This window comes from Vibrio sp. 9-16B-A1 (assembly GCF_056726165.1).
In genome coordinates, this window is sequence record NZ_JBSDZD010000020.1 from 39,286 (window position 1) to 60,253 (window position 20,968).

Consider the following 20,968-nt stretch of genomic DNA (forward strand, 5'->3'; position numbering starts at 1 on the left):
CCGGCGCCATCTACTGAGAACTTTGTGTAATGAGGCTTTAGATATGAAAACACTCAAGCTGGCAGAAGTAACCGAACTGATGAACAGCATCCAGGGCTATGAAAGCTGGATGGAATCGCTGGATAACGTAAAAAGTTCGCTAACCAAAGACGATCCGCTACACGGCAGCATCGAAGACGCCCAGGCAAAAATCACCGCGTTCTTCGACACCTTCTCGCTGATCGTCACCGATGAAACATCATCGGCCGCGCTCGATGCTGATGATGCTGCGCAGGCGCTTAGACCGGAGTTGGAGAGAGCATTGGCTAAGGAAGGAGTTCACTAAAAAGAGAAAACCCCCATCGGTGACCAAACCAACAGGGGCGTTCTTTGTGCAATGAGACTTTTCAGCCTCGCAATCAAGTATATACAGGCCTGACCAACCTGACAACCGTATACCTGATTGCCGGGTTTCACCCAAAACAGATCAGGAGTGTGCAATGAGTACGATGACTTTTAACAACAGCAAGGAAGCTTTCATCGCCAAACATATGGAAGCAAAACTTGCTGCGGATGGCTTCAACTCGTTCGAGATAAACCGCGCCGTTGAACACGGCATCACCTTCTACCGGACGAACGCTCGCTTCGCCCGCGGTAAAGTCTTCGATGAGTGCCTGGCCCGCGCCCGCCAGCTGCTTGCACCAAGCAAGAAATCTAAGAAGAAAAAGTAAGGTGCAGCCATGGCTAGCGACAAAGTTAAAGAGCAGAACCGCAAGCGCGCCCAAGCGCTGCGGGACCGCCGAAAAGAACAGGGCCTGACTACCTTCCCCGTTGTTTTCGCCGATGTGGAACTGAAAAAGCTGGAAGAAATCTGCAAGTTCTTCGCCTACCCCGGCGAACCCTACTCGCACGATGAAGCGATATCCGCCTTAGTCCACCGCGTTCACGCAGAGATCCCAACCATCAAAGAGGACCTGGGCACCTGCAAAATGTGCGGCGAACCACTCCCGGAAGGCTGCGCCCGCCTCCGCGAAGGCGGCCTGTTCAACGGCGATGCAAACTGCTTCCACACCACCCAACGGGTAAGGATCTACGACCCAACCAAGGAGACAAAACAATGCTGAGTGTTGCCACGTACTCCATCGCGTGTGGGGTGTTTTATTTACTTTATTTGGCGTTTGGAAGAAAGGAGTGAGCTCCGCTTCATTCCATCCATGGCCGCCTGACCAGCGGCCGAAACCAACAAAGAGGACTGCACAATGAGAGAGATTACTGTCAGTCAGTATAAGCAGGAGTTTTTACCCCATACTAACTACACCGCTCAGTCTATCCGTAACTGGATTAAGAGAGGCATTCTGCAAGGCCGCCAGTTACCAACCGGGCGCTGGCTGGTATGCGTTCCGGACGATGGTTCTGATCCACACGTCAGCGAGAATGTTCGGGAACTGTTGTCTTTGATGGAAAGTTAGTATGACAGGAAGAAAGAGATCTGGCTCGCGCCTTGGCCTGCCAAAGCATCTGTATGTTGAATCACGAAACGGCGTGGAGCGTTACCGCTTCACGCTGATTGATGGCACCCGCATTGTGATGCCAGACAAATACACCCGTGATGAGATAATCACAGCGGCGGTGGCCTACAACGCAGAGCACCGGCCGGAAGAACATCAGCTCGCAAACGCTTTTGCCAGGCGCAGAGATAAGTTCAACAAGCCGCTCCGTGAGTGGCTGCCACTGGTATTGAAACGAATTAAAGATGAAGAGCAGCTTTCCGTGCGGATCCTGGAAGAGCTGCAAAGCGACGTTCGCCGGCTGGATGAGTTCCTTGGCCACAAGCTCACCAAATCTCTGACTCTCGTACACATCAACGACTTTATGAACACGTATTACGGCGAGAAGTCAAAAGCGGTGTTCAATAAAAAGCTGGGCAGGCTCAGGAAGATCTTCGATTACCTGGCTGATGAATCGGCCGTCACTCAGAACTTCATCAAGAACAAGAAGCCAAAGCGCCTCAACCAGGAAGACGCCAGGAAAAAACGTATGGATTTAAGCCTGGAAGCGTTCCGGGCGATAGAGGCCGCTGCCCCACTCTTCCTCAAAGTTGCTATGCGTCTTTCACTGCAGTCCACTCACGCGGTGAAAGAACTGTACCGAATCAAATACCGGATTCGGGCACCCAAGCCAAACACCTGCGGGATTGTGTGGCTGAAAGAGCCAACTCAGAAAGACGGCGTAACCATCTACGGCTCGTTATACATACACCGCGCCAAGGCCCAGAAAGCGAAGACGTCTTATGTGGCCATACCGGTAACTCAGGAAATTAAAGACGTTGTGGACCTGTCCCGAACAGACAAGCTGCACTGCCCTTACATCGTCCACCGCGCACCGGTACGACGAGGAAAAATCGCGAAGGACTGCGATCATCGTTACCAGGTTCAATCCAAGAACATCAGCCACGAGTTCGCCAAAGTGCGCGACGCCCTCGGCCTGTTCGATGATGTAGATAAAGAACTGCGCCCCACATTCCATGAAATCCGCAGGCTATCAGCCAGGCTGATCGATGAAATGGGCATCAACCCCCGCCAACGCATGGCCCACGCCAGTGAACAATCGACCCGGATTTATACGGACAAGCATGATGTTGAGTGGCATGAGGTGCCGGCTGTGGGGGTTCGGTATTAGGAGATGGCACCGTGGGGTGGTGCCATGATCGTTTGTTATATTTATTCTCCCCACTCGTGTAAACGGTTATGGACAGCTATAAATTCACTTAAAGGTCTATTTTTAATCTTGTGTGGAAGATTGATAGTTTTTCCATGCAGCTTGGTTGACATTAAGCGATCAAATTTGGAATAATCGCCGTCGCTGCCATTTGGATCGTGATAGCGAATTTTATATTCGCTGGATAGTGTTATAAGGCCAGCATCAAATAGACGATGATGAAAGCTATTTAACAGAATACCATTGCGCACATCCATTCTTTGTGCGTCTGTTGCATGCTTCCAAGGTATTATATGGGCGGCTTCGAGCCCTTGCACAAATGAAAGTCCTGTAAACGCACATTGATGAGAATACGCTTTGAGTAGAGCTTGTCTAAATAACATTTGCTTGATACCACGGGATTTTACTTTACTGTAAATTTCCTCTGACGAGTCAGGGTTATCAACCAATGATTTAATAATATTTGGATAAGAGAGCCCTTCTAGAGAAAAACCAAATGGGTTGCCATGTTTTTCCCACTTAAAGTCATATACCTCTTCTAGGCCATCTCCAAAATTTCTTAAGTCATATGCAATAAATCCATCTCCAGGCTTTCCTGTAGAGTTAATTATCAGAATAGTTAAAGGCGGTATTTCTTCTGCCAAGCAATAGTCTTGTATTACACCTAAGACGAACCTTATGGCTCGATGATGGACGCCTATAGCATCACCTAACTCTTTGTATGTGATCGTTTTACGATCTTTAGCTCTTTGAGCCAATATAGGCCAAGCTTTATAGGCTCGCTCTACTTGGTTAATTGTCATATTGATACATCCTCATAAACATAACGCCTGCAATAAGGAGTGCCCCACTGAACCAACCAAGCACACCGAACTCCATACCAAAACCGCCGAGTGTAACGCATCACCTTGGTTGCATTGTTAAAAGTATTTTCACTGAATATCAATGAAGCAATCATCATCTAAATGACTTAATGATTTAAATACATGTAGATATATCTCTATAAGCTCCTCACACAAAAACATATGGGAGTTATGGTCTTCAGTATGCACAGGTGCATTAGCAGGCATTGAAACTTTAATACCTTTAATTTCAAAATAAATTGAATCATTTGACTTATTAATACCTGCATTATGAACCGTATTTCTCATCCTTTGATAAAGTTTAATTATTTCTTTATCACGTTCTAAATTGCGACTGTATCCATTTTCTTTTGCTTCGGCCAAAACATAGTTTATCTTTTCACCACCAGAAACATAAGAGCTACAGTTTCTCATTATTTTATCTATAATGTCATCTTTATCTTCATCAGGCTTGTTATATCTAGATATATAATTAACTAACCTTTTCCTTTTTGAATTACTAGATGGCTTTAACGTTATTAACTTTTCATAGATACGTTCCATCCACATTTCAAAAGCTGAAAATGTATTAACGGAAAAATCTAAAAACTGCGAGCCGATTAAGAAGTCAACACGCTCTCGAAATATTAAAGGCAATTCACATTTAGCCAATTCAACATAATCATCTTGACCATAATCAACTTCAACTTCACCCAAAAGTTCATGGATTGGGCCTCTTTCACTCAAGCATGCTGTAATTTCATCATTAATGAAAAACACTAAGGAAGTGTCCATCACATTCGACATGTGATAAAAGAAACTTTTATAACAACAAGGTTCTTTTTTGATTAGATTCTGAGAAAGATTGGAATCATAGTGAAGAGCCTTCCCTTTTAATTTTAACAATCCATTTATTCTATGCTTGTTGTTTTTGTCAAATTCATTAACTTTACTATAATTACTCAAAATACACTCCATGGTCATAATAATCTTAACGCCTTGTCTACAGCACAACACCGCAGATCTCTCCCACGTTGTCACCGTCAGCTATTTGTATATGGCGGTGATACTATCGACATTAATGATAAAAAACAGTGATATAACTCAATGTTGTACAAGTTGCACATCAGGCTCTGCAGACAGTACCTTGGAGCCGCCGAATGACAGAGAGATTTGAAACGACTATAGCTATGAACAGTAGACGATTTACAACCAACACGGAGTAAACGTTCATGTCGTGTATAGCCTGGACGAGCACCCAACACCCCAAGCAGGCCAGAAATGGCTTAGTTACTCTAAGCCGATATAAATGCAGTTTAGGGATAGTGCCTCACGCTCACTTCGAGGGTAAAATACAGTAGTTTCAGATTTGTAACCCATTGATTTATAAGGCCTGAATTTTGCCTAATTTCCTTTTTCTCTTCGAAAAACAAGGCCAATTCCGCACTGTAACCTTTTGTATTTATTGGTTTTAAGTGCGTTCGTGACTACCATCTTTGTTCGGTGGGCGTCTCTGTTGATATGGCATGTACTCTCATGCTCACAGGGAAGCACTGTCACTTTCACTTCACCGAAAGCCCCCCTGGCGATAAGCTGACATGGACTCATCAGTGCTCATTCAGACAAAGCTGCTTGCAGTACTGAATTTATAAATGAATGGACTGCTATAATGCCTGTTTCTCTTTTCTCACGAACCTACCCTGTTTCTGATGAGATTGTGAGTTACCGGATAAAACAGAAGCGCGCCCTGAAAATGGTGGCTTCATTCCGCCTGAGATGTAGTAACGCTAGAGACCTGGTGGTAGTAAATGACTGAAAATGCAATAGAATTCTTCAAATGGAATGAACGTTACTCCATGGGGGTAGAGGAAATAGACAAAGAGCATAAGCAGCTTGTTTATCTTCTGGACGCTCTTGCAAACTACGTCGTTTCGCAGTCTGATATGTCAGAAATCGACAGCGCATTTGATGAGCTTACCCGCTACACAGAATCTCATTTTAAAAATGAAGAACAGGTATGGCGTACCTGCTTACCTGGCGATGAACTTTTACTTAAGCACGCTGATGAGCACAAAAAGCTTCTAAAAAAAATTAAACAGTTAAAAGTCGACTTTCCAGCCATTCCTAAGGAAAACCGGGTTGAGCAATCTCTGGATAACCTGAGTCACTGGTTGATCACACACATGTTAGAAGGTGACTTATATCTGGCAACGATGGTGACCGATATCAAGTCAGGAACCAGCCTCAATGACGCACAGCGTATAGCAGAAAACGTAGTTAACGGGGAAGGCAAGGCGCTGCTGGACATTACCTTATCTACCTATGATTCTTTGTCGGAGACTGCCCAGCATCTAATAGACGTCCGCACCCAACTGGAAGAAAGTGAAGCCCGACTCCAGGATGCCCTGACCTACGCAAAAATAGGTTACTGGGAATTTCCATATCAGGGAGGAGATGTTTATTGGTCAGAGCAAATCTACCAGATCTTTGGACTTTCAGAAGAGCTTCCTGCCGGTCCTGAAACACTCTGTGGGATCATGCATGAAGACTATCACACCGTGTTTCAGAACTCTTTAAAATCAAGTCTGGACTCAGGTAGCGAACACCATGTTCGTTACCCAATTAAACGACCATCCGATGGTGAATGCCGTTGGATAGATTGCCGTGGAAAAGTCCTTTATAAAGATAATGGAGAGCCTGACAAAATCACAGGTTTCATCCAGGACATCACTGAATATAAAGAGCTGGAAGAGTTAAACCGCATGCTTGCAATAACCGATCCGCTCACAGGCGCACTAAACCGCAGGGGCTTTGGTGAGAGAATTTCCAGTGAGTTTAGTGCCTGCAGAAGATATGATAATGCACTGACAGTTATGATCCTGGATCTGGATAATTTCAAAAAAATTAATGACCAATATAGTCACCAACATGGCGATCAGGTACTGAGACATTTCTCGGATGTATGCCGAACTTCCCTGCGGGAAAATGATATTTTCTGTCGGCTAGGAGGTGAGGAATTTGCTGTTATTTTACGCAATACCCCTATTGAAAAAGGAAAGCACGTAGCGGAACGCATCCGGTCCAGAGTTGAAGCCGCCACCGTTGTCCATGACAGAGCGGAAATTAACTACACCGTCAGTATCGGGATTTCTGAACTGAGAGCGTCCGATGAATGTGTCGATGATGCAATGCAAAGAGCTGACAATGCTTTATATAAAGCAAAAGCAGCGAATAAAAATCGGGTCGAATGCCTTTTATGAGCGTTTCTGTGACTAGGCGAACTCTGTTGATGTGCCCACTCGTCATTTACATCACCACGTTTAATGCCCGACATGCTCATACTCCTCTGTATCATTTGAGACAGGCAGCAGCATAATCCTGTGTGTTACTGAATTCCGCAATTACTGTATATAAAAACAGCAGCAGTTATACTGTGCCAGCTCTCTATCCAGTGCATTGTTTTCACAAATAATTTAGTTCCAACTGCGCAATGTACGTTATCAGGATTTTCATACATGAACCCTGACCAGCAGATATGAGTAAATACTCCTTCAGGAAGTAAATACCAGCACAACTCAGGCTAAGCTCTCCTCTTTTTGGCATTTGAACTGCAAAAACAACCGGTCTGCCCAACACTTATTTTTTCATGGAAAATAACTGGCAGATTTTCATGCATACCGATCACATTTCGGAGGATGAGCTCTCATATTCGCCTCTCATCCCTGCCCTCTACTCCCCCGTGCAGATTTATGAAATGTCTGTGCCACACCTCTCACTCAGCGCAACTTTCAGGTTGACTTAGCGTGAAACATATCACTCAAAACTCTTATTTGTTAATTACAAAAAACATAACCGGAAAACATCACACATTGCTCATACGGGCATGTAATAGCATCTGTAATAACCCTATGAGGGGGAACTCAAATCACCTTTATATCAACTAAGAACAATGGAATTGTGAAACGTGAACAAAACAACTTTTAATCTAAACCTTTTGGCCAAGGCCATGGTTCCGCTTTTATCAGTAGCGGCACTGAGCGGTTGTGGCAACGACACAACTGAAGCATCTGCTAATACCGACCGCATTTCCGGCCTGAAAAAGGCAGGTGAAAACGAAGTCGTTATTTACTACAAACGCGACAGTGATGTTGCTGCCATGTCTTCCGACAGTGATTACTCCGGCTGGGGGCTGCACTTATGGAACGGTGAAGGCTGTACCAGTACGGATCTGAAAGCGATGAACATTGCCGATTCCGGAACACAATGGTCATCTCCCCGCAAATGGGACGGGATCAGCGATACTTATGGCGCCTACTTCGTTCTTAAAGTTAATCCTGACGCTTCTGACCCACACAAGTGTATGAACTTCATCGTGCACAAAGGTGATGAAAAAGCTTATGGTGGTAACTCAAAAGTTGAACTGACCAAACTCGACAGCTCCAAAGGCGTATTTGGTTTCCATGGCAGCAGCGAACTGTACTATGAGCCTATCGGAGATCGTCCGGTCTCTATCAATGGTCAAAAAGCCCACTGGCTGAGCGCAGATACTATCGCATGGGAATCCGCAGGCAGTGCTGACAAGATCGTCCTCTACTACGACTCAGCCGCCGGCATTGGGTTTGATGAAAAAACCAAGAGTATCACTGGTGGCACCACTGTTGACCTAACCAAAGGAAGCGGCCTGTCTGATGAGCTGAAAGGCAGCTTCCCTCACCTTTCCAGTCTGGGCAGCGCGACCATCACTGTCAGCGACGAACTGCTGAAAACCATTCTTAAGTCTCAAATTGTGATTGCGACTTTCAACTCGAAAGGTGACCTGACAGCCGCTACAGAAATCCAGAAACCAGGTGTACTGGATTCCATCTTTGTTGATAAAGATGCAGGTAATGCAATCAGCGCTGAGCTTGGTGCTATTGTTACAGGCTCTTCTGCGACGTTTAAGCTGTGGGCGCCAACGGCTCAGGAAGTAAAACTGCTGATTTACAGCGATGATAAAAAGACTGTAGAACAGACACTGACCATGACCGAAAATGCAACAACCGGTATCTGGGCAAGTGATGCTGTAAGCAGCGCAGTAAACAAGTTCTACCGTTATCAGGTGAAAGTTTATCACCCGACCACCGGCAAAATCGAAACCCGGGAAGTAACCGACCCATACTCTCTCAGCCTGTCGCAAAACTCGCTCTTTTCTCAGGTTGTGGATATGAGTGATCCTGCCCTGATGCCGGAAGGCTGGGCGACCACTGACAGCCCGACTTTCACCAAAGATGAAGACCATGTTCTCTACGAGTCCCATATTCGTGATTTCAGCTTTAGTGACACATCTGGCAACAGCGCAAACAACGGCAAATACATTGCACTGACCGAGAAAGATCGTGAGTCTGTTAAACATCTTCAGGAACTGAAAGATGCCGGCCTGACAACTCTGCACATTCTGCCTGCATTTGACATTGCCACGGTAGACGAAGACAGCGCTAAACAGGTCAACATTACCGATACCATCGGCGATTTGTGTGCACAAAAGGCGGATGCAAAAGTCTGTAGCACTGAAAACAAAGCCAGCACCATTGAGCAGGTTCTTCAGAGCTACAATCCGGAAACCGGTGACGCACAGGCGCTGATGAACGACCTGCGCATGCTCGACAGCTTCAACTGGGGTTACGACCCGTTCCATTACAACGTACCGGAAGGCAGCTACGCCACCAACCCTGATGGCACCCAGCGTATCCTGGAATTCCGCCAAATGGTGAAATCCACTCACGATATGGGTCTTAAGCTGGTCATGGACGTGGTATACAACCACACCAATGCGTCAGGCGTAAACGATAAATCCGTACTGGATAAGATTGTCCCAGGGTATTACCACCGTCTTGACCCGAACACCGGTGCCGTAGCCACCTCAACCTGTTGTGATAACACCGCGACAGAAAACAAGATGATGGGCAAGCTGATGGTTGACTCGCTCAAAGTCTGGGCCAAAGAGTACAAAGTCGATGGCTTCCGCTTTGACCTTATGGGCCACCAGCCGAAACCTCTGATGGTTGAAGCGCTGAAAGAAGTTCGTACCATTGATAACGACACCCTGTTCTACGGTGAAGGCTGGGACTTTGGTGAAGTATCCAAGAACGCCCGTTTTGAGCAGTCTATCCAGGTCAATATGGCCAGTACTGAGATCGGTACGTTCTCTGACCGTCTGCGTGACGCAGTCCGTGGCGGCAGCCCGTTTGACGGCGGCAAAAACTCTGAAGACAAACACCCGCTCCGGTTTAACCAGGGCTTTGGTAACGGTGCATATGTTAACGAAGAAGTCGTCCAGGACGCGAAGTACACCGCCGCTATGCTGCACAACCAGGACATCGTTCGTCTGGGTATGGCTGGTAACCTGGCAAGCTTTGTGATGCTTGACTACGAGGGCAACACAAAAACCGGTAAAGGCATTGATTACAATGGCGCACCAGCCGGTTACACCAAGTTCCCGTCAGAAAACATCAGCTACGTGTCCAAGCACGACAACCAGACCCTGTGGGATAACAACGCCTACAAGATCGCTACCGGCACCAGTGCTGCTGAGCGGGCGCGAATGCAAACTGTCTCTCTGTCGACAGTCATGATGGGTCAGGGTATTCCGTTTATCCACATGGGCTCAGAACTGCTTCGTTCCAAGTCCATGCAGCGTGACTCGTACGATTCTGGTGACTGGTACAACCGCGTACGCTTTGACGGCTCGGACAACAACTGGAACGTTGGTCTGCCACGTGAAGACAAGGATGGCGCGAACTGGGATCTGATCAAAACCATCGTTGGTGACAGCACAGCCAAACCAGCGGCTGAAGACATTGCCCTGACCAAGGCACAGTTCCTGGAACTGCTGAAGATCCGCAGCTCGAGCGAGCTGTTCCGTCTGGACACTGCTCAGGAAGTAATGAACCGGGTTGACTTCCGCAATGTGGGTAAAGAGCAGACTCAGGGTCTTATCGTGATGAGTATCGATGACGGTGTATCTGCGGGTAAAGACCTGGATCCTAATTACAATGCAATTGTGGTTATGATCAACTCTACCTCTAAAGCTCAGTCATTTAACATTAATGGCGCAACCGGGTTTGAACTGCACCCTGTACTGAAAGCCTCTCAGGACAGCATTGTTAAACAGTCTGCATTTGAAAATGGCAACTTCAGCGTGCCGGCTCTGACCACTGCGGTATTTGTTCAGCCTCAGTCAGGTGCACAGGGCGCTGGTCTGCCTGTTGACAGCTCAAACAAGGATATCTCCAAAGTACCTCCTTACGCTGACACTACCGTCTACGTTCGTGGCGATATGAACAGCTGGGGCACTGGTGACGACTGGGCGATGAAGTTTGTTGGTAATGGCATCTACACCCTGACCGCGACTCTGAAAGCAGGCAATTACGGCTTTAAGTTTGCTGAGTCTGGCTGGTCTAACCCGAACTTCGGTTGTGATAACGTGACCGTTGACAAAGACTCGCTTGCTCTTGGCACTGAGGGTAACTGTAAGCTTGCTGTCACAGAAGAAGGCAGCTACACCTTCACTCTGAACGCTATTCACGAGCAGAGCAACGATGTCGATAAAGCAACGGTCTCTGTGACCAAAGCAGCAAAGTAGTTCCGGCACTGAGTGTAACCAGGCAATAAGATAAGCCTGATGTAAAAAAGGAGAAGCCATTGGCTTCTCCTTTCTTTTTTTTGCAGTTAGCTGGCCGGCCGTATCCTGAACATTATCGCAAACATCACCGGCACCACCACCAGAGTCAGCACCGTGGCAAAACCCAGGCCCGCCATAATAGTCACCGCCATTGAGCCAAAGAAGGCGTCAAATACCAGTGGGATCATCCCCAAAATCGTCGTCAGGGCCGCCATACTCACAGGACGTACCCGGCTGATTGCGCTGTCCACGATGGCCTGATAAGGCTCCTTGCCTGATGCCAGCTCAGTGTTTATCTGATCCATCAGCACAATACCGTTTTTCAGGATCATACCGCTCAGGCTCAGCAGGCCCAGGAACGCGGTAAAGCTGAACGGCATATTGCCTGCCAGCAGCCCCACCGAGACGCCGATTATCGACAGTGGCACGGTGAACCAGATCACCAGTGGTTTGCGGAACGAGTCAAACAAAAAGACAGTGATGATAAACATCAGCAGATACCCCATCGGCAAAGATTTAAACAGCGCATCATTTGCCTCTTTGGATGACTCGTATTCTCCTCCCCAGCTCAGGCTGTAACCGTCCGGCAGCGGGATGGACTCCACATCTGCACGGATGCGGCTGAACAGGCTGGCTGCGGTGTCTTCGCTCAGCACGTCATGGTCGGCCAGCACCGTCAGGGTACGCTTGCGGTCACGGCGCTGAATCAGCGGCTCACTCCATGCCAGCTCCGTACTGTCGATCACCTGATCGATTGGTACATAACTCTGCAGCGCCGGACTCCATATCTTAACGTTTTCAACCGATTTAAAGTCCACCCGCTCCTGCTCCGGCAGACGGGCCACAATCGGCAACATCTGTGTACCATCGCGGAACACGCCCATCACGCTGCCGCCAAAGGCGGTCTGCAGGGTATTCGATAGCTCCTGCCTGGAGATACCCAGCCGGCGGGCTTTGGACTCATTAAATACCGGCACCAGCTCTTTGGTACGCTCGCGCCAGTTATGACGAGTATTGCGCGCTCCCGGGTCCTGACTCAGCACATCTTCCACCTGACCGGCTATATCGCGCAGTATCTGCGGGTCAGGTCCGGTAATGCGCGCTTCAATCTTCGAGGCCGGTGACGGACCAAACTCCATCAAACGGAACTGGAAGGTTGGCACCACAAAGCGGCTGTCCAGCGACGCATCGAGCTCATCGAGCAGCTCAAACATCTTCTCCCGGCTGGTTGTTCTCACCTGCAACTGGGTGTAAGCCTCATAACTTTTCTCCGGCGCGTAAGTCAGTGCAAAACGCTGCAGGCCCTGACCCGTCGAAGTGGTGACAAACTCAACGTTGTCCAGAGTGCGGATGTACTGCTCCACTTCCATCGCCTGCTGATGGGTTTTGCGGATATCAGTACCTTCCGGCATCCACATATCAACATAAAACATCGGCGTATTGGACGGCGGGAAAAACTGCTGCTTAACCATACCAAAGGCCAGTACCGCACCCACCAGCAGCGCCACCATGGCAGCAACCGTTACCCAGCGCAACTTCATCGCCAACTCTAAAATCCAGCGGAAGAACGTAAACAGCGCGCCTTTATACGGGTCCTGATCTTCGCCTGAATCCGGCGCGTCTTTCAGCAGCAGTTCGGCCAGGAACGGGGTGATCGTCAGCGCGGTGATCCAGCTTAAGAACAGCGAGAAACACAATACCCAGAAAAGCGAACCCATAAACTCACCGGTCGCATCCTGAGACAGGCCAATCGGTGCAAACGCGGTAATAGCAATCACCGTCGCTCCGAGCAGCGGCCACTGGGTCTGGGTGACAATATCTTTAGCCGCTTCTGTCCGGGTTCTGCCCCGCCTGATCCCGACCAAAATCCCCTCGACCACTACGATGGCGTTGTCCACCAGCATACCCAGAGCGATGATCAGTGCACCAAGTGAAATACGGTGCAGCTCAACTTCACTCCACTGCATCAGTATGAAAGTGCCAAATACCGTCAGCAGCAGTACTGCGCCGATAATCAGTCCGCTGCGCAGCCCCATGGCAAACAGCAGAACCACGATAACAATCGCTACCGCCTGGCCAAGGCTCACCACAAAATCCTGTACCGAACTGTCTACTTCGTGCGCCTGGTTATAGAAATACTGAATATCCAGTCCTGCCGGCTTAATGCTTTCCAGAGCGGCCAGCTCTGCATCAATACGGTGACCCACTTCAACCACGTTGACACCGGCAGAGAATGAAATCGCGAGGTTAATCGCCGGTTTGCCGTTGTAGGTGATCACATTCGACGGCTTTTCCTGCACACCACGGGTAACCGTCGCCACATCTTTGAGACGAATCAGCTGACCAGTATCGCGGCCATGGATAATCAGGTTCTCCAGCTCTTCAACCGAAGACATGGTACCAGCCGGACGAATCGTCAGACTTTCACCGTTGATCATCACCTCACCCGATGGGTTCACACTGTTTTGCTGATTGAGCAGCCCCACAATGGTGTTGATATCCAGATTCAGCGCGTTTGACTTCTCCAGCGAAATCTCAACGAACAACTGTTCCTGCTGATCACCGGCAATCGACACTTTGCCCACGCCATCGACCAGCTCCAGCTCACGGCGCAGCTGATCGGCATAACGCTTAAGCTCGGTGTAGTCATAGCCGTCACCGGTCAGCATCAGCATTACGCCGTACACGTCACCAAAATCGTCGATCACCTGCACTGACTGAACGCCCTGAGGCAGCGTTGGCCGAAGATCGTTGATTTTCCTGCGCATCTCATCCCAGATTTGCGGGAGCTCGTCCGGGCCGTAGTCCATCTTCATGCTCACCATGATCTGAGACATACCTTCAGAAGAGGTGGACGTTATGTTCTTCACATACGGCAGCTTACGGATCTCTTTTTCCAGCGGATAAGTCAGCTCCTCTTCCACTTCTTCAGAGGTGGCTCCCGGATAGGTAGAAATCACCATGGCGTCTTTGATGGTAAACGCCGGATCTTCCAGCCGCCCCAGACTATTAAAGGCGCTGATGCCACCAGCAGCAAGAATGATGATGAACATCCAGCTGATGACTTTATGTTTGATTGAATACTCTGCAATGGTCATTGTGCACGGCTCCCGGCATTGTTCACTTCTTGTCCCTCACGCAGCTTTCGCAGACTGCTTGTTACCAGCACGTCGCCCTCGCTTACCCCGCGACTGACCAGCGCACCATCGCCAGTCACCATATCGACCAGTACCGGGCTGCGGTTTACCCTGCCATCCTGCCATTTCCATACATAGAACTGGCCATCGACACTGCCCGCCTCAAGCGCCGTCATTGGCAGACGGTAGCCGCTCTCCACACCAAGACCTGCCGCGGCCATATCCACCTCTACCGTCGCGGGTGTGCCCGGCAAGATAGACGGCGTCACCTGATCCATTTCCAGCCACATTTCATAGGATTTGGATTGTGCCGCCGGCTCACTGGTGTGCTCCAGGTAGCGCATCTGCCAGCTCTGTGAGTAACCGGTAAAGGTGACATCCGGGCGATATACCCGCTCACGGTCATCCGGATTGAGCATCGCCAGTACCGTATCTGACAGCTGGATCTGAACGTATACCTTGTCATCACGGTACAACGAAATCACCGGATTGCCGGCGGCTGCCGATTCAAATTTCTCTACAGAAACCGATGCAATCACGCCATCAAAAGGCGCCCGCAACTGGGTATACTCCAGCTGTTTGCTCTGATTCTGATACTGAGCCTTGGCCAGTTTCAGGTTCGCATTCAGCTCATCAAACTCAGCCTGTGACACCATGCCCCGGCCATACAACTCTTTTGCCCGCTTAAGCTGATTTTTCGCCAGCTTATACTGAGCTGAAGCATCACTGAGCTGCTGACGGATCTTGCGATCATCCAGAGTGGCAAGCAGATCGCCTTCTGCTACTTTCTGGCCCTCTTTAGCATTGAGCCAGACCACCTCGCCCGCAAGACGAAATGCCAGAGGCGTCTGGTCTGCAGGTACCACCAAACCGTTAAAGTAACGGAACTGACTCTCGTGTGGCGGAGCAACCTCGAAGGTAGAAACCGACATCAGCGGCTTTGCTTCCTGCTGTGTCTGATCCATGCTGCAACCCTGAAGTAACAGTGCAACGGCAACCGCCGTTACGGATAATGCCTTTTTCATCAGATGCCCCCTTCACGCTGCCAGGCTTTCACTACCTGACCTTCCACCAGGTTATGTACCCCGGCAGAAACAATCATATCCCCCTGACTGACGCCACCGATAACATCCCCCTGCTCGTTCAGATCCACTTCCACCAGATCGACCTGCCCGGTATGCGCGTCGTAGCGCCACACCTGCCCCAGGCTTTCATCCCGGGTTACCCAGGCAGATTCCGGCAGGGAAAATGGCCGCGTTCTGTTTTCACCCTCAACCAGTACCTGACCTGTCATACCCGCCAGCAGGTTCACGCTTTCCGGACGCAAAATGGTTACCGACGCCTGATAGCTGTTGGTATCGGTATCTGGCTGAGTAGAGATCTCTTTAAAGCGCGCTGGAATAACGGCGCTGCGATGATTATCCATCCGTACCCAGAACTGCTTACCTTTCAGGGCTTCCACTCCGGTTTTACGGACGTAATCCACCGGCATAGAAAATGCCACATCCATGTTGGTATTGTTAATAAGGTTCAGCACCACCTGATTACTCCCAACCAGCTGATATTGTTTGGCAAAAGTCTGAGAAACGATGCCATCAAACGGCGCTGTCAGCCGGGTATGGCTCAGATCAGTGCGGGCTTTTTCAAGCTCGGCTTTGGCCGCCTGATAACGGGTCTGACTCTGTTCAAAGGCATCTGCACTGATAAGATTCTTGGCAAACAACTGTTTATCACGGGAATACTGGGTACTGGCCAATTCAAAACGGGCCTGCATGGCATCCGCCGCCAACTGGTAATCCACCGGATCAATCTGGCCGATAACCTCACCTTTTTGCACGCTTTCGCCCATACGCTTTGTCTCTGAAATCAGCTCACCACCAACCTGAAATGCCAGCTGAGCGCGCTCTGTCGCATCAATTCGTGCCAGGAAATTATCTGTCGCCTGCCCGGAAACCGCCGGTACTGTCACCAATTTCACAGGTGTAATGATACTGGACGTCACTTCAGATTTGGCCTGATTGCATCCTGTCAGCCCGGTCATGGCTGCCAGCGAAATCGCAACGACAGTTGCCGCTCTCCTCCACCTCAAATCGCTGTTACGCATCCTTCTCTCCTGAAAACTTTATATTGCACATGCGTGCAGTATAAGTTGAAATCTGAGAGGATCAACATATATTTTCCATGTGGACAATAAATTTATATGACGTTTGGTGCCAAATTTGTTAAAAATGGCGCGAGCGATTAATTAAAGTGAAGCAATGTCAGAAAGAAAACAGGGGCGTCGCAGCGCCCAGCAGGCAGAAGAAACCAAACAGCTGATCCTGGTTGTTGCAACCGAAATGTTCTGTGAACAGGGATTTGAGCGGGTATCTCTGCGCAGCATCAGCGAGCGGGCGGGCGTCTCACACAGCCTGATCCGTCATCACTTTGGCAGTAAAGAAAAGATCTGGTACGCCATCAGCGATGGCCTGCACGACTACATGCAACGGTATATCCGGCATATCCTGCAAAATATGCCCGATAGTACTGGTGCTAACGTCAAACTCTACCTGCTGACAGTACGGCTGCTGGCATTTATGCTCAGCTACCCTCAGCCAATCCAGCTTATTGCCGATGCAGTACGCCACGAAGGCGCATTGTTTGACTACTTTATCTCCAAGGCGGGTGATATTGAGCAAATGGTGTTCGATATTGCCGATGAGCACAATGAAGCACACCCGGATACACCGGCCAACATTGAAGAGATGAAGTGGCTGATGATCATGTTTGCCCACAGTGCGACAAGCCTGAAGCCTTTCCTGTGTCAGGCGTGGGGCCGGGATAAAGTGCTGACGGCAAAAGAAGGGTTGCTGTGCCAGTGGAACATGTTCGACAACATGATGGCACAAAAACTGAGAGTCGAAGACAAAGACAGGCTGAAAACAGAGCAGGTTATCGATCTGGTGTACGATGTTCCCTGCTTTAACCGGGAGCATGATCTCCCGTGTGCGTTTGAAGAGCACTTCCCTCCCGCGGGATGACACATGATATACAACAAAGCCCTCAAACTGAGGGCTTTGTCTTTTTGTACCATTAGTTACGCATCTTTTTCTTCAACGCCGCTGCGCTGGCCTATCTCTGTGGCAAAACCATCAATACTGGTTTGATTACGGCTGAGCCAGTACTGCTTCAGTTCTTCCTCTCCCCGCTGTTGCCAAAGTTCGTCCTGTTCCAGCCTCTCTCCCTGATACTCAAAACGGGGGACCGTTATACCGCAGGACACCTGGACCATCTGTACATCCAGCACAAAGATCTGCCGCGCCGAAGCATTTTCCGGAAACAGCTCAATCATCTGCTTCCACTGCCAGTCACCGCGGTGGATTGGAGTGGCAACGCCATACAGGCGAAGGATCATGGGCTCCCCATCAAGAGCACAAAACATCAGCGTCATGCGCGGTGATTTCAGTACATGTGCTGCGGTTTCATTCCCGCTTCCGGTCCAGTTAAGCCAGGCGACCTGGTGTTCATTAAGGACACGAAAACAATCCCCGCCTTTTGGTGAGATATTGACGGTCCCCTGCTCTGCAGCCGTTCCGACAAAAAACAGTTTCTGCTGAGCGATAAAATCAATATGCTGCGGTGACAGCGAATCATACTGCCTGGACATCCTGCCCTCCCTATCCCAAGCCACCCGTTATCCTTCCCTATACTAGCTCAACCCGGATAAGCAGTAGTGGCAAAATCGGCCATACTAATTGATAGTTCTTCTTATAAAACATAGCCTAACAAGCATTTTTTTGCTGCCATTTTTCACGCGAAATGCCATACAGACAGTGACGCTTAAGCGGACTCTCATCCGGGATCAAAGGGTGGTCAAAATCCTGCTTCTGATCTGTCATACCCAGCTTTTCCATTACCCGCCGTGAGGGATGATTCGGCAATGCGGTAAAGGCAAAGACTTTCTCCTGTTTCAGCTGTTCAAATGCAAATCTCAACGCCAGCTCTGCCGCTTCCGGCGCCAGCCCCTGGCCCCAGAACTTTCGTGCCAGCCGCCAGCCCACTTCCACCAGCGGAGCCTGTGGTATACCGCTTCCCGCCGGTTTGGAATGCAAACCAACAAACCCCATGAACTCGCCGGTCTCTTTATGCTCAGCAGCCCAGAAGCCCCAACCTCTTTCCTCGATCTGACGTTGAATTAAGCTGGCCTGTGCATCGCTCTCTTCCCGGGACAACACTGACGGGAAAAAGCGCATTACTTCGCTGTCTGCATTCAGCGCAGCATAAGGCGCATGGTCTTCAGGCCGCCACTGACGAAGTCTTACTCTTTTTGACTCAAGCATTAACATCTCCCTGTTTGATTACTTGTTCAAGGTCCACCGCAAGCCGCAGCATATCCCTGTGCCGGATCCCGCCTTCAAAAACCGGAGCGGCATAGTTTTCCACGAAAAAGTCTTTTCTGACGCCTTCTGCCCGAAAACCGTGGCGCTGGTAAAAGCTCAGCTGATAGCCAAAGGTTCCGGTCCCCAGCTCAACCCGCCGGATCCCTGAGTCTGCCAGCTCTGCAAGAACAAACTTAAGCAGTTTACTGCCAAACCCATACTTCTGCTTATCCGGCCGCACGGCGATATTGAACAGCTCTGCCACACCTGGCCCGGTCTCTTTTATCACACAGCCTGCTATCACTGTGTCCTGCTCAGTAACCGCAAAACAGCGCGATCCCTGCAGATAACCACGAATGCATTCAGGGGAAGGGTCTGCTTCCAAAAGCAACTCTTCGGGCAATACCTGAGGGGAGACTTCCTCAAGGCTTACCGTTGCAGCCTCACCCTGCGGATAGCGGGTAAACCACTCTTCCCGCAATACGCCATATTTCACCGAGTCATAGTACTCACCCTGGTAAAAACGTACCCTGCGAAGCCTGGCTTCCTGCTGCATGCCCAGCTTTTTCGCACAGGCCATCATACGCGGATTACCGGACCAGGTGGTCAGCCCCACTCTGGCTATCTCTTTTGTCTGAAACAAATGCGTAATCCACGCCACCAGTGCTTTGGAGCCGATACCATGAGACCAGCAGCTTTTGTCAAAGATGACCACTCCGGCTTCAAGCCACCGGGTAGACTCACACTCCCAGTAGCAACTGACCGTACCAACCGGCCTGCCTTCATAAATAATCAACAGCAGATCATCCCCCGACAGCATTCGGGAAAAATGACGCTGACGAAACTCCTCATACGTTGGTACCGTATATGGAAAATACGGCCCGTTGAAACGGGTCCACTCACTGTTTTCGGTTTCCAGCCGGTAGAGCGTATCCAGCTCATCTTCCCGGGCCTTTCTTAGTTGTACGTTTTTATATTCAATCATTGACTTACTGCAGAATATGAAAACAGCCTCTCCAGTGAGAGGCTGTCGTTCCGGCTTAATACCGCCCGTAGCAAACGCCCTATGCTCTCAGTTGCTCGGCAAGATAATTGGAACGGTTAATCGAAAGTTCAAACGGCTCACAGGGCGTTCCCTGATGGTATTGCAGTTGCCACTGATTACCATTTTGAACCCAGATCGAACAGCGCTTGGCATAATGTGAGTACCGCCTCTCTCCATTAAAACTGGCGGTTTTATAGGTCAGCAGATATACCCGTGCGGACAGCCTGGTACAGTCATAATCCTGAGAGTGAATTTTACTGTCGTCCGCCTGCTCGTACTGCATCAGTTTTCGAATGGTTTTAAAGTCAAAAGTCGTTCCCGACTGCCCGACTTCCATAAAGTCAGGACTGAGTAAACGCGTCACCAGTTCCAGATTCTGGCGAACTTCGAAATGATGCAAGGCAACTTCCTGCTCAATCAAAACTTCCATTGTTTTCCTCTTATCTGACTGAGATTACTTCTCTGTTTTTTTTTACTCTCTATACAATGGATAGCATAACTGGAGGCTATATCACAAGCTAACACTGAGAATAGTTTCAGAACTGTGGTGCGTTACTGCCGGCTCAGCCCTTATCTGAATCAGCCAGGTATCACGGACGCACCTGCGCCAGTTTGAGATACGCATGCAGCTCATCATTTTTGTATTCAACCGCCGAATGAACATTCACGCCCTGGTTGCCCACCACGGCAAAGTAATAGGTGTTGTCGCCTTTATGAATTTTTGCTTTCAGCAGGCCATCTTCCAGACGCCATACACCTGAAGTTGGAAAGCGGTCAAACAGCCGGTACTCCCGCAGGGTACCATCCGGCTCGAAACTCACTTCCGTGATGTAACCGCCACTGCAGGACTTGATCCAATGCCCGGCGATAACATCATCCAGAGTGAGATCGCGCCTCGTTTGCAGCCAATGCTGATATTCCCCGCTTTCAGTCAGGCTGATTTCCGGCTGGCCACGCTCCGCCAGGCTCCCGCCGGGCTGCTCTCGCACAAAGAGTTGCAGGTAAATCTGCTGTTTCTCGTTCATATTCGGTCCGCTGCTGTAATTAAAAGAGTGCTGATTAGTTCTCTGTTGACTGACTGTCACTTCGTGGCGGCTTTTTCGGCAGGAAAAACTCACACGCGACCCGGTCTGCCGTGGTTGGCTGCTCCCACGCCCCGCAAAGATCTTTACGGTTTTGAGGCGTTCGGGTGAACTGGCGGCATTGTCCACATTTGCTCATAGATAACT

At 49.4% G+C, this 20,968-nt stretch carries 19 protein-coding genes and 1 pseudogene; 8 read left to right on the forward strand and 12 right to left on the reverse strand.

Features of this window, described 5'->3' with window-relative positions:
• Positions 1-43 precede the first annotated feature (43 nt).
• The 5 genes from ACVB80_RS22560 to ACVB80_RS22580 all read left to right on the forward strand — a co-directional run bounded on the left by ACVB80_RS22560 (position 44) and on the right by ACVB80_RS22580 (position 2,658).
• Positions 44-325, forward strand: coding sequence for a hypothetical protein (locus ACVB80_RS22560; RefSeq protein ID WP_481083548.1), 282 nt, complete (start codon positions 44-46; stop codon positions 323-325).
• A gap of 154 nt (positions 326-479) precedes the next feature.
• Complete coding sequence (locus ACVB80_RS22565; RefSeq protein ID WP_481083549.1) at positions 480-710, forward strand: hypothetical protein; 231 nt, start codon at positions 480-482, stop codon at positions 708-710.
• A 9-nt stretch (positions 711-719) separates the two neighbouring features.
• On the forward strand, positions 720-1,103 hold the full coding sequence (locus tag ACVB80_RS22570) for a hypothetical protein (protein ID WP_481083550.1): 384 nt from the start codon (positions 720-722) through the stop codon (positions 1,101-1,103).
• 135 nt (positions 1,104-1,238) lie between these two features.
• Positions 1,239-1,448 carry a hypothetical protein gene (locus ACVB80_RS22575; RefSeq protein WP_481083551.1) on the forward strand — a complete coding sequence of 70 codons (210 nt, stop codon included), beginning with the start codon at positions 1,239-1,241 and terminating at the stop codon, positions 1,446-1,448.
• Position 1,449: 1 nt separating this feature from the next.
• Positions 1,450-2,658: a site-specific integrase gene (locus ACVB80_RS22580; protein WP_481083552.1), complete on the forward strand. Its 1,209-nt coding sequence runs from the start codon at positions 1,450-1,452 to the stop codon at positions 2,656-2,658.
• Positions 2,659-2,699: 41 nt separating this feature from the next.
• Here ACVB80_RS22580 and ACVB80_RS22585 read toward each other — a convergent pair whose 3' ends face one another.
• Both ACVB80_RS22585 and ACVB80_RS22590 read right to left on the reverse strand, forming a co-directional pair.
• Positions 2,700-3,500 carry an HNH endonuclease gene (locus ACVB80_RS22585; RefSeq protein ID WP_481083553.1) on the reverse strand — a complete coding sequence of 267 codons (801 nt, stop codon included), beginning with the start codon at positions 3,498-3,500 and terminating at the stop codon, positions 2,700-2,702.
• Between the two features lie 129 nt (positions 3,501-3,629).
• Complete coding sequence (locus tag ACVB80_RS22590; protein WP_481083554.1) at positions 3,630-4,505, reverse strand: hypothetical protein; 876 nt, start codon at positions 4,503-4,505, stop codon at positions 3,630-3,632.
• 842 nt (positions 4,506-5,347) lie between these two features.
• On the opposite strand from ACVB80_RS22590, the gene ACVB80_RS22595 reads away from it, so the two are divergent.
• On the forward strand, positions 5,348-6,799 hold the full coding sequence (locus tag ACVB80_RS22595) for a diguanylate cyclase (protein WP_481083555.1): 1,452 nt from the start codon (positions 5,348-5,350) through the stop codon (positions 6,797-6,799).
• 746 nt (positions 6,800-7,545) lie between these two features.
• Positions 7,546-11,160, forward strand: a complete 3,615-nt coding sequence (pulA, locus tag ACVB80_RS22600; protein WP_481083575.1) for a pullulanase-type alpha-1,6-glucosidase — start codon at positions 7,546-7,548, stop codon at positions 11,158-11,160.
• 86 nt (positions 11,161-11,246) lie between these two features.
• Here the strand turns inward: pulA and ACVB80_RS22605 are convergent, their stop codons facing one another.
• The 3 genes from ACVB80_RS22605 to ACVB80_RS22615 are packed head-to-tail and all read right to left on the reverse strand — an operon-like array spanning position 11,247 to position 16,440.
• Positions 11,247-14,297 carry an efflux RND transporter permease subunit gene (locus tag ACVB80_RS22605; RefSeq protein ID WP_481083556.1) on the reverse strand — a complete coding sequence of 1,017 codons (3,051 nt, stop codon included), beginning with the start codon at positions 14,295-14,297 and terminating at the stop codon, positions 11,247-11,249.
• Positions 14,294-15,361: an efflux RND transporter periplasmic adaptor subunit gene (locus tag ACVB80_RS22610; protein ID WP_481083557.1), complete on the reverse strand. Its 1,068-nt coding sequence runs from the start codon at positions 15,359-15,361 to the stop codon at positions 14,294-14,296. Before ACVB80_RS22610 ends, ACVB80_RS22605 begins: the two co-directional genes overlap by 4 nt.
• On the reverse strand, positions 15,361-16,440 hold the full coding sequence (locus ACVB80_RS22615; protein ID WP_481083558.1) for an efflux RND transporter periplasmic adaptor subunit: 1,080 nt from the start codon (positions 16,438-16,440) through the stop codon (positions 15,361-15,363). Before ACVB80_RS22615 ends, ACVB80_RS22610 begins: the two co-directional genes overlap by 1 nt.
• Positions 16,441-16,594: 154 nt before the next feature.
• Here ACVB80_RS22615 and ACVB80_RS22620 point away from each other — a divergent pair, with 154 nt between their 5' ends.
• Positions 16,595-17,356 carry a TetR/AcrR family transcriptional regulator gene (locus ACVB80_RS22620; RefSeq protein ID WP_481083559.1) on the forward strand — a complete coding sequence of 254 codons (762 nt, stop codon included), beginning with the start codon at positions 16,595-16,597 and terminating at the stop codon, positions 17,354-17,356.
• A 56-nt stretch (positions 17,357-17,412) separates the two neighbouring features.
• On the opposite strand, the gene ACVB80_RS22625 is transcribed toward ACVB80_RS22620, so the two are convergent.
• The 7 genes and pseudogenes from ACVB80_RS22625 to ACVB80_RS22655 form a co-directional block, all read right to left on the reverse strand.
• The gene (locus ACVB80_RS22625; protein ID WP_481083560.1) at positions 17,413-17,982 is read right to left on the reverse strand and encodes a pyridoxamine 5'-phosphate oxidase family protein; all 570 of its coding nucleotides are present in this window, start codon (positions 17,980-17,982) and stop codon (positions 17,413-17,415) included.
• 115 nt (positions 17,983-18,097) lie between these two features.
• Positions 18,098-18,655: a GNAT family N-acetyltransferase gene (locus tag ACVB80_RS22630; protein ID WP_481083561.1), complete on the reverse strand. Its 558-nt coding sequence runs from the start codon at positions 18,653-18,655 to the stop codon at positions 18,098-18,100.
• A complete protein-coding gene (locus ACVB80_RS22635) occupies positions 18,648-19,175 on the reverse strand; it encodes a GNAT family N-acetyltransferase (protein WP_481083576.1) in 528 nt (175 codons plus the stop codon). Before ACVB80_RS22635 ends, ACVB80_RS22630 begins: the two co-directional genes overlap by 8 nt.
• A pseudogene (locus tag ACVB80_RS22640) lies at positions 19,149-19,679 on the reverse strand (GNAT family N-acetyltransferase); the annotation flags it as partial. The gene ACVB80_RS22635 and the pseudogene ACVB80_RS22640, both read right to left, overlap by 27 nt.
• Before the next feature lie 79 nt (positions 19,680-19,758).
• A complete protein-coding gene (locus tag ACVB80_RS22645) occupies positions 19,759-20,169 on the reverse strand; it encodes a nuclear transport factor 2 family protein (RefSeq protein WP_481083562.1) in 411 nt (136 codons plus the stop codon).
• A gap of 160 nt (positions 20,170-20,329) precedes the next feature.
• On the reverse strand, positions 20,330-20,764 hold the full coding sequence (locus ACVB80_RS22650; RefSeq protein ID WP_481083563.1) for a hypothetical protein: 435 nt from the start codon (positions 20,762-20,764) through the stop codon (positions 20,330-20,332).
• A 34-nt stretch (positions 20,765-20,798) separates the two neighbouring features.
• A complete protein-coding gene (locus ACVB80_RS22655) occupies positions 20,799-20,960 on the reverse strand; it encodes a hypothetical protein (protein ID WP_481083564.1) in 162 nt (53 codons plus the stop codon).
• Positions 20,961-20,968 lie beyond the last annotated feature (8 nt).

What these genes read in the sequence shown, in the direction of transcription:
- pulA (WP_481083575.1), top strand. Translation starts at nt 7,546, where the DNA reads ATGGTTCCGCTTTTATCAGTAGCGGCACTGAGCGGTTGTGGCAACGAC.
- ACVB80_RS22560 (WP_481083548.1), top strand. Translation starts at nt 44, where the DNA reads ATGAAAACACTCAAGCTGGCAGAAGTAACCGAACTGATGAACAGCATC.
- ACVB80_RS22580 (WP_481083552.1), top strand. Translation starts at nt 1,450, where the DNA reads ATGACAGGAAGAAAGAGATCTGGCTCGCGCCTTGGCCTGCCAAAGCAT.
- ACVB80_RS22645 (WP_481083562.1), bottom strand. Translation starts at nt 20,169, where the DNA reads ATGGAAGTTTTGATTGAGCAGGAAGTTGCCTTGCATCATTTCGAAGTT.
- ACVB80_RS22625 (WP_481083560.1), bottom strand. Translation starts at nt 17,982, where the DNA reads ATGTCCAGGCAGTATGATTCGCTGTCACCGCAGCATATTGATTTTATC.
- ACVB80_RS22565 (WP_481083549.1), top strand. Translation starts at nt 480, where the DNA reads ATGAGTACGATGACTTTTAACAACAGCAAGGAAGCTTTCATCGCCAAA.
- ACVB80_RS22605 (WP_481083556.1), bottom strand. Translation starts at nt 14,297, where the DNA reads ATGACCATTGCAGAGTATTCAATCAAACATAAAGTCATCAGCTGGATG.
- ACVB80_RS22575 (WP_481083551.1), top strand. Translation starts at nt 1,239, where the DNA reads ATGAGAGAGATTACTGTCAGTCAGTATAAGCAGGAGTTTTTACCCCAT.
- ACVB80_RS22570 (WP_481083550.1), top strand. Translation starts at nt 720, where the DNA reads ATGGCTAGCGACAAAGTTAAAGAGCAGAACCGCAAGCGCGCCCAAGCG.
- ACVB80_RS22595 (WP_481083555.1), top strand. Translation starts at nt 5,348, where the DNA reads ATGACTGAAAATGCAATAGAATTCTTCAAATGGAATGAACGTTACTCC.
- ACVB80_RS22615 (WP_481083558.1), bottom strand. Translation starts at nt 16,440, where the DNA reads ATGCGTAACAGCGATTTGAGGTGGAGGAGAGCGGCAACTGTCGTTGCG.
- ACVB80_RS22650 (WP_481083563.1), bottom strand. Translation starts at nt 20,764, where the DNA reads ATGAACGAGAAACAGCAGATTTACCTGCAACTCTTTGTGCGAGAGCAG.
- ACVB80_RS22610 (WP_481083557.1), bottom strand. Translation starts at nt 15,361, where the DNA reads ATGAAAAAGGCATTATCCGTAACGGCGGTTGCCGTTGCACTGTTACTT.
- ACVB80_RS22620 (WP_481083559.1), top strand. Translation starts at nt 16,595, where the DNA reads ATGTCAGAAAGAAAACAGGGGCGTCGCAGCGCCCAGCAGGCAGAAGAA.
- ACVB80_RS22585 (WP_481083553.1), bottom strand. Translation starts at nt 3,500, where the DNA reads ATGACAATTAACCAAGTAGAGCGAGCCTATAAAGCTTGGCCTATATTG.
- ACVB80_RS22655 (WP_481083564.1), bottom strand. Translation starts at nt 20,960, where the DNA reads ATGAGCAAATGTGGACAATGCCGCCAGTTCACCCGAACGCCTCAAAAC.
- ACVB80_RS22630 (WP_481083561.1), bottom strand. Translation starts at nt 18,655, where the DNA reads ATGCTTGAGTCAAAAAGAGTAAGACTTCGTCAGTGGCGGCCTGAAGAC.